The following is an 11,666-nucleotide window of genomic DNA, read 5'->3' as shown; positions in this document are numbered from 1 at the left end:
ATATCAAAACGACAATATTAAGAAATGGGGAATGAGCCATGTTTGGATTCCGATTTGTGAAATTTCAACCCAGTGAGTATGTCATGAAGGTGAAAAATGGTGAGGTACAGCGTCAAGGTGTGGGATTGTCCTTCTATTATTATGAGCCGACCACATCGGTAGTGGTTCTACCCGTATCCTCGGTGGATGTACCGTTCATGTTCGAAGAGATTACGGCGGATTATCAGACGGTTACTGTGCAAGGGCAGCTAAGTTATCGCATTGTGGATTATCTGAAAATAACCCAGAGCCTGAATTACACGTACAATTTGCGCAAAAATCGGTATATCTCCGACGACCCCGGCAAGCTGGATCAACGGGTGATCACCACAGCCAAAGTACTGACCAAGAAACATCTGGAGCAAATGCCGCTGAAGGAGGCCATTCAATCCAGTGAACGGCTGGCGAGCAGCATGAAACGCGAGGTTGTGCAAAGTGAAGAGTTGGAGAAACTGGGCGTTGAGTTGATGAGTCTATCGATACTTGCCATTCTGCCTAATAAAGAGACGATGCGTGCATTGGAAGCACAAGCGCGGGAAGAGATTTTGCGTCAGGCAGACGAAGCACTCTATGTGCGTCGCAATGCATCCATTGAACAGGAAAGACGAGTGAAAGAGAACGAACTGAACACCGAAATTGCCGTAGAGACAAAGAAACAGCAGATTCGTGAGACCCAATTACAGGCAGAACGCTCGGTGAAACAGAAACAAAATGAGATGGAGCAGGAGCAGCTTCAGTTCAATACAGCGATGGAGGAACGCAAGCAGCAACTGATTGAGTTAACCATTGCCAATCACAATGCCGAGGCAGATGCAAAAGCCTATGAGATTGCTGCCGTGATGAATTCATTGCAAAATGTACAGCCGAATGTATTGCAAGCAATGGTGAATATGGGCATGAATTCTGATAAGCTGATCGCACTTGCATTCCAGGAACTGGCTGAAAATGCTGGCAAGATTGGGCAACTTAATATCTCTCCAGATCTGTTGCAGGGATTGATGTCTCCTGCGCAGGGCAGAGATCAGGGAGGTCGAGCGAGATGAGATTAGGAAGAAGAGAGCAAGCAGAGCAGGCAGGGAAATCAGTACGTCAGCAGGCCACAACGGACGATCGAATGACCGAACACAAGCTGATTTTGGTGAAGCGCCGGACCCGACTGGAGGAACTGGTGGTTCGATATAACACGGTGCAGCAAGCTCAGTTCTATATTGAACGTCTGGGCGCAGACTTCAGTGATTATATGGAGGAAGACCGTCGTTATCGGCTATCTGTGCAGCAGGCACAGCAGCAACTGGGTCAATTGGGACGGGTTCAGACGATTGATCGGGAACATGTGCCCAATTTTATCTTTGGAGATCAGGATATCGTGGTCGTAGTTGGACAGGATGGGCTTGTAGCCAATACCCTCAAGTATGTGACCGAGCAGCCGCTCATTGGTGTGAATCCGGACCCGATGCGTTGGGATGGCGTGTTATTACCTTTTACCGTGGAAGATCTAAGCTTCATTGTTCCTGATGTCATTCGAAAGCAACGAACCTTGAAAGAAGTCACTCTCGCCAAAGTGGAACTCAATGATGGACAGTATCTATATGGTGTGAATGATCTGTTCATTGGTCGGAAGACACATGTATCGGCTCGTTATGAAGTGCGTTTGGGTACATCGACAGAACAACAATCCTCTAGTGGTATTATTGTATCCACAGGCATGGGATCGACAGGCTGGTTCAAAAGTGTGCTGGCGGGAGCCACCGGAATTGTAGGCTCCGCTGCATGGCAGAACATGAATTCTGAAGCAGAGGTCGCTACAGCATCGGCATCCATTCATGGAAGCAGGCAAGAGCTGAATCATTTTAACTGGGATGCGCCTTATTTATATTTTTCAGTACGTGAACCGTTCCCGAGCCGGACGACTGCGGCCAATCTCGTGTTTGGACAGATCCATTCAAAGCAACCACTGCACATTGTATCCCAGATGCCAGAGGATGGTGTTATTTTCAGCGATGGGGTCGAGCAGGACTTTCTTGAGTTTAACTCAGGGGTGGAAGCTATCATTGGGTTGGCAGAGAAGAGGGGGCGTCTCGTGGTCTGACCCTTTATTTTCAAGCCGTTTCCGACTAGAATGGGTAACTAGATGTGATACACTGACGTCAGGAAACGGAAAGAGGGTTAACGATGCAGTCGATATTGTTGGTTGAAGATGATGCCAAGTTAGCAGGATTACTGGCGGCTTATCTGACCCGAAATGGATTCCAGGTACAGGTCACCGATGATTTTCGTCATGTACTGGATGAATTTGTGGAAGTGAAGCCGGACCTTGTGCTGATGGATGTGAATTTGCCTCAATATGATGGATACTACTGGTGCAGGCAGATACGCACACATTCCATATGTCCCATTTTATTCATATCGGCTCGTGATAGCGGTATGGATCAGATTATGGCGTTGGAACATGGAGCGGATGATTATATTACAAAACCTTTTCAATATGAAGTCGTTCTTGCCAAAGTACGAAGTCAGTTGCGCCGAGCCTATGGTTCTTACGCTGCTGTTCAACAGGAAGTGAAGGTGAAGAACGGTCCCATGATCTTTTATCCTGAGCGATTTGTATTGGAATATGATGAGCGTTCTACCGAGCTAACACAGAAGGAAGCGATACTGGTGGAAGCGCTGATGGCGAAGGCAGGGCGAGTTGTCAGCCGAGAAAAATTGTTAGAACAAATGTGGGAAGATCAGCATTTTATTGATGATAATACGTTGAATGTCTATATTACACGTGTTCGCCGGAAGTTGAAGGAGCTGGGTGCAGAAGAGATTTTGGAGACGGTTCGCGGAGCGGGTTATCGTGTGTTGGAACTGGATTCATCCGCACAGGGGAAAGGAAAATGAGACTTTTCCTGAAAGACCACCTGATGTTAGTCGGATTTTATGTGTTACAGATGCTGCTGGTTCCGTGTGTCTACTGGCTCTCTGGTGAGGGCCGTCCGATGAAGATTGTCCTTTATGGCATGCTGATCAGTATCGTGGTATTGATGGTTTATCTGGTCACTCGTTACTTCCAGTTGCGAGCATATTACCGTCTACTTCAACAACCACGCAAACTGGTAAACGAGCCTTTTCAAACGCTTGGAAATTCGGTCGTGGCGGAGGCCATCCAGGAATTGTTACATGAACTGGAGCGTAATCGGCAGAACGAGATGGGTCAGTTACGTACTAGCAAGGAACAGCAGGTGGTATTCATGAATCGCTGGGTTCATCAGATGAAGACCCCGTTGTCCATCATCCAACTGACCTTGGAAGATGTGGACGATGAGACGGCTGGCAGTATTCAGGATGAGCTGGATAAGCTGCGCAAAGGACTTGAAATGGTCTTGCATTCATCAAGGCTTGAACAGTTTGAAGGGGATTTTCGTGTGGAGCTGTTGTCTTTGCAAGAAGTGCTTCGGAGTAGCATTGCTGAGAACCGACGTTTGTTTATTCGCAGAGGCATTACGCCGGATATTCGTATGGAGGACGACCTTCAGATATATAGTGACTCCAAGTGGCTGCGGTTCATGTTCACCCAGATTCTGACCAATGCCGTGAACTATTCCGATAGCAAATCTGGCAAAAAAGTGATCATTACAGGCTATAAGCAGGAAGAACGTACAATCCTGGACATTCAGGATGAGGGAATTGGCATCTCGTCCGAAGATATTCATCGCGTGTTCAATCCCTATTTTACAGGCGAACGGGGCAGACAATACCATGAATCTACGGGAATGGGATTATATCTGGTTCGTGAGATCAGTGCCCGCCTGGATAACCGTGTCGAGTTGTTTTCGGAGCCAAATGAGGGAACGTTGGTTAGATTCAGCTGGATTCATTCGAAATATCCGAAGTGAAAAGTGCTTTGCCCATGGGCGAGGTGCTTTTTTTAATGCACAGAATTGTGATAGAGGAGGTAGGGGAACAAAACCTTAAACGGGCTGTAAGAGAAGTTTAAGGTAATTCGATAGCACCGTTAGGGGAGGTCGGTTAGGATAAGAATAGAATTAACGTATAAAGAATGATGGATCAGGAGGGAATTACGAATGGAAATGTTACAGGTATCGGGACTGAACAAAGTATATCAGGGCAAAGTGCAGACTCGGGCCCTTAGTGATATTCATCTGACAATCAAGCAAGGTGAGTTTGTGGGTATTATGGGCCCGTCGGGTAGTGGCAAAACCACATTGTTAAACATGGTCTCCACCATTGATGAACCCAGCTCAGGCAAGGTGCTGATTAATGGCATGAACCCGTTTGATATGAAAAAGAAAGAACTTGCCATGTTCCGACGTCGGGAACTCGGATTTGTCTTTCAGGATTTCAATCTGCTGGACACGCTGACTGTTGCTGAGAATATTGTGCTTCCATTGACACTGGACAAGGTCAAACTGAAGGAGATGGAGAGCAGACTTCATCGCATTACAGCGAAGCTCGGGATTGATCATATTCTGGATAAACGAGTCTACGAAATTTCGGGCGGACAGCGACAACGGACAGCCATTGCGAGATCCATGATCAATATGCCTTCGATTGTTTTGGCGGATGAACCCACCGGTGCCCTGGATTCTACGTCATCCCAAGCGGTCATGGAGTCACTTGAACAGATTAACCAGCAGGAGAAAACAACCATTATGTTGGTTACACATGACCCGCTTGCTGCAAGTTATTGCAACCGCATCGTGTTTATCAAGGATGGAAAACTGGCAGCCGAGGTACACCGCGGAGATAATCGACAGACGTTCTTCCAGCGGATCATTGATACTTTATCCTTCTGGGGAGGGAATTCACATGAGCTTTCCTCAGTTCGCGTTTAATAACATTCGCCGGAATGGGCGAGCGTATATTGCTTTTTTTCTTAGTAGTGTGTTTATGGTCATGATTTTCTTCGCGTATGCGGTATTTATCTATCATCCATATGTGGCAGAGTTGCCAATGGGTGACACAACCGCTACGGGGATGCAGATCGCTTCGGTTATTGTGTATGTGTTTGCATTTTTCTTTGTTATGTATTCCATCAGTGCTTTTCTCAAATCACGGAACAAAGAGTTTGGCATTCTGACCATACTTGGTGCGGAGCCTAGGCAGATTCGGAGATTGGTCATTCTGGAGAACATGTTGATCGGCTGCCTGTCCATTATTGCCGGGATCGGCGGAGGTATGTTGTTGTCCAAGCTGTTCCTGATGTTAACTACTCGTTTTATCGGGATGGATGATCTGCCCTTTTATTTTCCGGTGAAAGCGATTCTGATTACGATCGGGGCCTTTCTGTTATTATTTTTCTGCATATCACTCTTCACATTGGTTTTTATCGGGAACAAACGAACGTTAGAACTTTTGACGGGAACCAGCAAGCCTAAAAAAGAGCCCAAAGCTTCATGGTTCTTCTCACTTCTGGGTTTTGCATTACTAACAGTAGGTTTTGTGGTACTCCGCAGCGAGTTAAATGGCGGAACAATCATGATTGCAGCTGTAACAGGGATAGCGGGAACGTATTTTTTCTACTCTCAACTGTCTGTCATGATCATTCGCTTATTGAAACGTAATCGTAAAACCGTATGGCAGGGTACACGTCTGTTATGGATCTCAGAGATGAGTTATAAAATGAAGGATAATGCACGCATGCTCTTTATGGTGACCGTGGTGATTGCGATTGCTTCAATGAGTGCAGTTGTAATTTTGTCACTGGATCAGGAGAACCGGGAACAGTTTACGAACAACGATTTTCCAATTCAATACAACGTCTTCAGACCAGCGGAGCAATTGGATATGAGCGCTATTGATTCGAAACTTGAAGCCGCAGGCTTGGATTATCAACAGATATATCTGGAATATCTGTGGTCCTCTGCAGATCAGAGTGCTGTCTCGGTTATGCCGCTTAGTCACTACAACCAATACAATCGGACACAAGGGAGAAAGATGTTCCAATTGGATACCGGATCCGTTTTATTTGTGGATACCCGCAATGAGAAGGATCAGGGTCAGATCGAGCGCAACAGATTTCGTAATTATGCGAAGGGAGACAAGTTGACGTTGAATCTGAACGATAGCCCTCTGGAAGCCCGGGTTACGGATACAGATATCGATCCACGGTTTGGAACCCTACTCTATGCTACAGGTGTAGTTGTTCTCCCGGATGAGAAGTATGAAGAGATTGCCCAACAGATCAAAGAGAATATGATATCAGGAAAATATCTGTATCAGATCCCTGCATGGGGCCATGCTGTACCTGACCGCCACTCCTCGGAAGCCATGGTTAGCGATCAGCTTCTATTCTCCGTAAATTCCATTGGAAGCAGCAACGCTTCAACGGATAACAACTCTGGATATCTGACTACACGATATGGAGATTTTGAGAGATACAGACAGGGTACAGCACTCTTTACCTTTCTGGGTATATTTATCGGATTAATCTTCTCGATATCTTCCGCAAGCTTTCTGTATTTCAGACTGCATACCGATCTTGAAGCAGATGGAAGGATGGTGCATTCTCTTTCGAAAATGGGCCTCAGTTTCCAGGAGATGAAACGATCATCCACCGTTCAGATTGCCATTCTGTTCTTTTTACCGATTGGGGTAGCTATCATTGAAACGTTGGTAGTGGTTAAACCATTCCTGACTGAGTTTGGTATTACCAATTATACGATGCCGGTGTTGACTGTTTTTGGTGCCTTTGTACTTGCACAGACGTTTTATTTCATCGTCATACGTTCCAGATATATCGCTTCTCTGCGCAAAATGATGGTGTAACTATCTTAAAAACAAACGATCATAAGGGACCGACTATGATTTGTTCATTTGCCCGTATTTCTTGATTCAGATCAAGGAAATGCGGGCTTTCTTGCGATAAGATGAATGTATTCACAGATTACATTATCGAGGAGGACGATTAGGATGAGTATCACGTCATTGCAAGAAGTCAAAGCATTCAGTGAGGAGCGTTTTACTAAACGAGTTTTATTCCAACAGGGTGGTGGAGTGACCTTTGTACTTCATTTTCTGCCAGGTCAGCAGCTTCCCGTTCATAAACATCCAGGCACAGACGTTATTTTGCTGGTGGTCGAAGGCACAGGCACACTTATGCTGGATGGAAAAGAACAAGAAGTGAAACAAGAGGATGTAATTCATTGCGGCGGTGAAGTGGAGTTTGCATTCCATAATACAGGAGCTCAGGAGGTTCGTTTGTTCGTGGTGTTAAACAAAGTGCCAGCAGCATCCTATGCAAAGGACATCTAACATCGAATATCAAGGAAGCGATACAACGATTCACTGATCGGAACTAATATAAGGGGAACTCTATTCTGGAGTTTCCTTATTTATTTTTATTCAAGAATATCTTAATCAAGTGTTTCCCATCGCAAAACAAAAAGCATACTTGAGTCTGAGAACATCAGATTTAAGTACGCTTCTTCGTATTCCGCCAGCAACTTGTTCATTATCCGGTCTATAGTCATTCTGCCTAGAAGTATCCCAGCAATTCCTTGGCTTCATTCGACATCATCTGTGGAGACCATTGTGGCTCCCACACCACTTGAACGTCAATATCAGTCTTATTCGTATTTTCCTGTAAAACCCATTTCACCGCACCAACGATGGTATCGTGCAGCGGACAACCTGGTGTAGTTAGCGTCATCCGTACATGTACTCGTTCAGCTTCTTCCTTTACTTCATACACCAGACCAAGGTCAACGATATTGACACCTAATTCAGGGTCATATACTTCCTTGAGACATTCCAGTAAATGCGTTGTTTGTTCCATCATGTTCACCCTCCAATCTACCTTTTTAACATTAACGTCTGAATACCAAAGCAATATTCGCTATATAAACGATGGAAACCAGAGATAAGGCTGTTCCTCCAACCATCATAACCTCTGCCAGATTAATCAGAATTCCACTGACTAGCAGAAGGCTTCCAGCCACCATGGCGATCATCCCCCAATTGACGTTCCGTTCACTCAGCATACCAGCCATTAGCGGTGTTCCGGGTCTGCCTGCCTGCTTGCCGTATTTGTGGGTCCACCAGAGAAAAGGCACGATTTTGGAGGCATATCCGAGTATGGTGAGGGACACCCAGCCCCCGAGATATACCCATCCAGACAGAAGAACAACCCTTGGATGGAGCAGCAGTTCGGTTCCTTGCGCCGAATAGATCAGTAGGGCGACAGCATATGCGGCAAAGGCACGGCTTACATACACAGACCAGCGAATACCCGGCCCGGGGTTGCTTTTGTGACGTTTCTCCTGAATTTGCTCCAAGTGATACACATAGAAGAGTAGGGCTGCGGTTAGGAGCAAGAGCGCGAACCAGAGCAAACCTCCCTTAAGCCCAGTCAGAAATGCGACAACGCCTGTAATTACAGCTGCATTCCACAGAACCAGGACCACTTTCTGTAATCGAAGGGAGTAATCGTGGGACAGGTAGAACATGGGCAGCATTTTGTAACTGAATCCGGTAATTAACATGCCAAACCAGCCGAGTGTTCCCATCCAGATATGTGCGCCGAACAAGCGTTCATGCATACCATTCCAATCACCAAAGGCAAAATTCAGACCCATCAGCATACCGGATAGCCCGGTAAGAACCAGATAAAGACACGAACATGCTGCACTAATCGTTACCGGATTCCATTGTGAGGCACGTAAGAGGGTAACAGCCATATTCCATCCGAACAACAGGATGCCAGAGAGCGCGAGTGTCGCAGAACCGGAAATCCAGATGACATCTGCACAAATGAAGCCGTATAACATGCCTACGATTCCGATACTGAACAAGACATAATGACAATAACCGAGAACCAGACTGTAGATATTGGATTGCAAAATAACATGTATCAACTGATAAACGGCACCCATTGCGAGCATGGTTGCCCACCCGAGCACAAACAGATGAGCATGAAACCAGCCTTCGGGTCCTCTGAGTTCATCACCAAGCCAGCCTGTCAGCGAGAGCAGGGAGAAGGCGTGATACATTACAAATCCAAAGATGCCCGTGATGATGAAAAGAAACGGCAACCTGGACATGGCTTTCTCCTCCTTACCCTTTTTCAATTCTCACTTTGGCTGTGCCATCGGCTTGATCTTCAACCGTGTAGGTGCAACCTAGATTGTTTAACTCTTCAATCAGGAATACAGGTACACGGTCATTGTGAATCAGTACGATTTCCCCAGGTTTGCAACGCTCCAGAGCGGCAAGTGTTCGCATCATGGGCTGTGGCGGTTCCAATCCGCGATTGTCCAGTATAACTTTGGGTGCCTGTGGAGTTTCAATGTTTGCAATCGCAACAGCTTGCTCCTCCGGATGTCCTTTGCATGAAGCTGATTCTTCGTCTGAACCGGGCTCCGAATTAACTTCTGATCCAGGTAAAACCATTGCAGATAATGCTTTTGCACCGGTTTTATTTTTTTTGTGCACAAATGTGGTAACCCAGTGATCTGAACCTTTTCGTTCCGATGTGCTGGAATATCCTTTCAGCTTGAGAATACCGAGCAGAGGCGTTGGTTTGAATGGAGCATGTAGGACAAACACATCGTCATGCTGAAGGCCCTTGACCGTGTCCATAATCAGCTGAAACGGCTCCAGCTTTTTACTCAGATGAGGGCGCACATCCAATTCAACCATACGGATATCAGATGGAGACATGTGCGTTCACATCCAATCCTGCACTAGCTACATCCGCCTGTTGTACCAACTGCAGAGATGATTCATACAGGGCGGCCATTCCACCGTACAGCGCGTAGAAGAATGACTCCGGCGCATCGAGGGAGAAGGACAGATAGGCTTTGGGGTCCATGCCGAGCACACGCTCAAAAAGTCTTGCACTGTCATAGGCGTAAAAACAGAAGTGAGTATATTCGAACACAGGCATTTTTTCGTAAATGGTAACAATCTCTTGCGCATATTCGGCCTGTTCACGCTGTGCTATCTGCACCATGGTTGTGGCATCTTCCAACCTCAGCGTGATGCGAAGTGTAGTATTGTCAATGATTTCAACGTGGGCCATAGCGGTTCAGCTCCAATTCTATAGTTTGCTGATCTTGACCTGGAAGGTTGTAGGGCCCTGCTCAATATACTCCCAGTTGAAGCCATCAGGATGTGTGGACTGGAACTGGAATCGAAGTGGCTTTGGATCGTGATCATTGATGAGCAGCATGGATTCCTGTGGTTGCAACTGATCAAACGTTTCGAAAATAACTTTATGTTTCAAATGCGGTGGATACTCCGTGGCATTAATGGTTGCTGCGTATGTGTTCATGTGTCATTCCTCCAAATAGGGATAGTGTGGTGCTGCAATTTGATTATAGAAAACGTGAAGAGGGGTCTGTGTGAGCAGGCTCACACATTTCTTTTTGCCATAATTTAGACTTATTTAGACCAGAATCCTGTTTGGAAAAGGGCTGGTGAGCATATATAGATGTGCAACTGTGCGCTATGTTTCACTTCTTGTGATATTTTGCACAGTTCAGCGAGTGAGACATCCTTATATTTAGCGTCAAGATGACACTGGATGAGAGAAAACAGGTTTCTCCTTCGGCTGATGTGAATACAGCACCCTAGAGAAGGGAGGTATGTGTATGGAATCAAAATTAATGGACCCGTTTGGAAGAAAACATGATTACTTAAGAATTTCGGTTACGGATCGTTGTAATCTCCGCTGTGTGTATTGCATGCCAGAGGAAGGAATGCAGTTTGAACCGACAGAACGAATCCTGTCCTATGAAGAAATCACGTCCATCGTTAAGGCGCTTGCTCCATTGGGCATTCGGAAATTGCGTTTAACTGGAGGGGAGCCTCTTGTTCGTAAGGGGCTGGATCAACTGATTGCGATGTTGTCCGCTATTCCAGGAATTGAAGATATCGCATTGACCACCAATGGCATCTATTTGGCAGCTTATGCGGATCTGCTGAAGGCTGCGGGGCTAACACGGGTGAACATAAGCCTGGATTCTTTGAAGCCAGAACGATTCGCAAGCATTACCCGAGGCGGCAAGGTGCAGCGTGTGCTGGACGGCATTAAGGCCAGCCAAAAAGCCGGATTTCATCCGATCAAGCTGAATGTGGTGCTGATGAAAGGCGTGAACGACGATGAAGTGGAAGACTTTCTGAGGATGACCCGGGATGAACCCATTCATATTCGTTTTATCGAGTACATGCCTATTGGTGAAAGTGGAGAAGGTTGGAGATCTGGGTATATGCCCCTCGAACATGTGCTGGAAACATGCGGAGCACAATGGGAGTACGAAAGCTGTGGAGAGATTTATGGGAATGGACCTGCAGATAGTTATCGCATTGTGGGAGCTGCCGGAACCTTTGGTCTGATTCATCCGGTGAGCAGCCATTTCTGCGGAAATTGCAATCGGCTCAGGCTGACAGCAGACGGAAATATCAAACCTTGTCTCTACTGGTCAGATGAGTTCAATGTTCGTCCACTCGTAGGTGATGACAAGGCGGTGCAGGATTTATTTTACAAGGCACTCGGAGCCAAACCCGAAACACATGACATGTTAAAAGCCTTAAACGGGCAACAGATTGACGGCACGCCAACGCTGCGACATATGTCGCAAATCGGAGGTTAGCAACAGCAGTTCAGGATTCAACTTGCA

At 46.3% G+C, this 11,666-nt stretch carries 13 protein-coding genes; 8 read left to right on the top strand and 5 right to left on the bottom strand.

Annotated elements, in window-relative coordinates; genetic code table 11:
• Window positions 1-38 precede the first annotated feature (38 nt).
• The 7 genes from AC4E8D_RS19030 to AC4E8D_RS19000 all read left to right on the top strand — a co-directional run bounded on the left by AC4E8D_RS19030 (window position 39) and on the right by AC4E8D_RS19000 (window position 7,299).
• Window positions 39-1,082 carry an SPFH domain-containing protein gene (locus tag AC4E8D_RS19030; RefSeq protein WP_490205070.1) on the top strand — a complete coding sequence of 348 codons (1,044 nt, stop codon included), beginning with the start codon at window positions 39-41 and terminating at the stop codon, window positions 1,080-1,082.
• A gap of 71 nt (window positions 1,083-1,153) precedes the next feature.
• Window positions 1,154-2,128, top strand: a complete 975-nt coding sequence (locus AC4E8D_RS19025) for a diacylglycerol kinase catalytic domain-containing protein (protein WP_490206494.1) — start codon at window positions 1,154-1,156, stop codon at window positions 2,126-2,128.
• Window positions 2,129-2,211: 83 nt separating this feature from the next.
• Window positions 2,212-2,925, top strand: coding sequence for a response regulator transcription factor (locus tag AC4E8D_RS19020; protein WP_490205069.1), 714 nt, complete (start codon window positions 2,212-2,214; stop codon window positions 2,923-2,925).
• The gene (locus AC4E8D_RS19015; protein ID WP_221820425.1) at window positions 2,922-3,920 is read left to right on the top strand and encodes a sensor histidine kinase; all 999 of its coding nucleotides are present in this window, start codon (window positions 2,922-2,924) and stop codon (window positions 3,918-3,920) included. Before AC4E8D_RS19020 ends, AC4E8D_RS19015 begins: the two co-directional genes overlap by 4 nt.
• Before the next feature lie 189 nt (window positions 3,921-4,109).
• Window positions 4,110-4,880 carry an ABC transporter ATP-binding protein gene (locus AC4E8D_RS19010; RefSeq protein WP_221820427.1) on the top strand — a complete coding sequence of 257 codons (771 nt, stop codon included), beginning with the start codon at window positions 4,110-4,112 and terminating at the stop codon, window positions 4,878-4,880.
• A complete protein-coding gene (locus tag AC4E8D_RS19005) occupies window positions 4,855-6,813 on the top strand; it encodes an ABC transporter permease (protein ID WP_221820429.1) in 1,959 nt (652 codons plus the stop codon). Before AC4E8D_RS19010 ends, AC4E8D_RS19005 begins: the two co-directional genes overlap by 26 nt.
• A 144-nt stretch (window positions 6,814-6,957) precedes the next feature.
• Entirely contained in the window at window positions 6,958-7,299 is a 342-nt protein-coding gene (locus AC4E8D_RS19000) for a cupin domain-containing protein (RefSeq protein WP_221820430.1), read from the top strand.
• Window positions 7,300-7,522: 223 nt separating this feature from the next.
• Here the strand turns inward: AC4E8D_RS19000 and AC4E8D_RS18995 are convergent, their stop codons facing one another.
• Genes AC4E8D_RS18995 through AC4E8D_RS18975 form a run of 5 tightly spaced genes read right to left on the bottom strand, consistent with a single transcriptional unit; the run spans window position 7,523 to window position 10,318 of the window.
• On the bottom strand, window positions 7,523-7,822 hold the full coding sequence (locus AC4E8D_RS18995) for a metal-sulfur cluster assembly factor (RefSeq protein WP_221820562.1): 300 nt from the start codon (window positions 7,820-7,822) through the stop codon (window positions 7,523-7,525).
• A 31-nt stretch (window positions 7,823-7,853) separates the two neighbouring features.
• Window positions 7,854-9,086, bottom strand: a complete 1,233-nt coding sequence (locus tag AC4E8D_RS18990; protein WP_221820431.1) for a YceK/YidQ family lipoprotein — start codon at window positions 9,084-9,086, stop codon at window positions 7,854-7,856.
• 13 nt (window positions 9,087-9,099) lie between these two features.
• Window positions 9,100-9,705: a DUF2249 domain-containing protein gene (locus tag AC4E8D_RS18985; RefSeq protein WP_221820432.1), complete on the bottom strand. Its 606-nt coding sequence runs from the start codon at window positions 9,703-9,705 to the stop codon at window positions 9,100-9,102.
• A complete protein-coding gene (locus AC4E8D_RS18980; RefSeq protein WP_221820433.1) occupies window positions 9,692-10,066 on the bottom strand; it encodes a hypothetical protein in 375 nt (124 codons plus the stop codon). Before AC4E8D_RS18980 ends, AC4E8D_RS18985 begins: the two co-directional genes overlap by 14 nt.
• A gap of 18 nt (window positions 10,067-10,084) precedes the next feature.
• Window positions 10,085-10,318 (bottom strand): DUF2249 domain-containing protein, encoded by a 234-nt coding sequence (locus AC4E8D_RS18975; protein ID WP_036613358.1) that lies wholly within the window; start codon window positions 10,316-10,318, stop codon window positions 10,085-10,087.
• Between the two features lie 319 nt (window positions 10,319-10,637).
• Between AC4E8D_RS18975 and moaA the strand changes: the two genes are divergently transcribed.
• On the top strand, window positions 10,638-11,639 hold the full coding sequence (gene moaA, locus AC4E8D_RS18970) for a GTP 3',8-cyclase MoaA (protein ID WP_221820435.1): 1,002 nt from the start codon (window positions 10,638-10,640) through the stop codon (window positions 11,637-11,639).
• Window positions 11,640-11,666 lie beyond the last annotated feature (27 nt).

The organism is Paenibacillus sp. SRL342, from assembly GCF_984798905.1.
This window is presented reverse-complemented; position numbering and strand designations above follow the sequence as displayed.

Excerpts from the sequence above, each read along its gene's own strand:
- AC4E8D_RS18985 (WP_221820432.1), bottom strand. The coding sequence starts at position 9,705 with ATGTCTCCATCTGATATCCGTATGGTTGAATTGGATGTGCGCCCTCAT.
- AC4E8D_RS18980 (WP_221820433.1), bottom strand. The coding sequence starts at position 10,066 with ATGGCCCACGTTGAAATCATTGACAATACTACACTTCGCATCACGCTG.
- AC4E8D_RS18995 (WP_221820562.1), bottom strand. The coding sequence starts at position 7,822 with ATGGAACAAACAACGCATTTACTGGAATGTCTCAAGGAAGTATATGAC.
- AC4E8D_RS19010 (WP_221820427.1), top strand. The coding sequence starts at position 4,110 with ATGGAAATGTTACAGGTATCGGGACTGAACAAAGTATATCAGGGCAAA.
- AC4E8D_RS19030 (WP_490205070.1), top strand. The coding sequence starts at position 39 with ATGTTTGGATTCCGATTTGTGAAATTTCAACCCAGTGAGTATGTCATG.
- AC4E8D_RS19015 (WP_221820425.1), top strand. The coding sequence starts at position 2,922 with ATGAGACTTTTCCTGAAAGACCACCTGATGTTAGTCGGATTTTATGTG.
- AC4E8D_RS18990 (WP_221820431.1), bottom strand. The coding sequence starts at position 9,086 with ATGTCCAGGTTGCCGTTTCTTTTCATCATCACGGGCATCTTTGGATTT.
- AC4E8D_RS19000 (WP_221820430.1), top strand. The coding sequence starts at position 6,958 with ATGAGTATCACGTCATTGCAAGAAGTCAAAGCATTCAGTGAGGAGCGT.
- AC4E8D_RS19005 (WP_221820429.1), top strand. The coding sequence starts at position 4,855 with ATGAGCTTTCCTCAGTTCGCGTTTAATAACATTCGCCGGAATGGGCGA.
- AC4E8D_RS19020 (WP_490205069.1), top strand. The coding sequence starts at position 2,212 with ATGCAGTCGATATTGTTGGTTGAAGATGATGCCAAGTTAGCAGGATTA.
- AC4E8D_RS19025 (WP_490206494.1), top strand. The coding sequence starts at position 1,154 with ATGACCGAACACAAGCTGATTTTGGTGAAGCGCCGGACCCGACTGGAG.
- AC4E8D_RS18975 (WP_036613358.1), bottom strand. The coding sequence starts at position 10,318 with ATGAACACATACGCAGCAACCATTAATGCCACGGAGTATCCACCGCAT.
- moaA (WP_221820435.1), top strand. The coding sequence starts at position 10,638 with ATGGAATCAAAATTAATGGACCCGTTTGGAAGAAAACATGATTACTTA.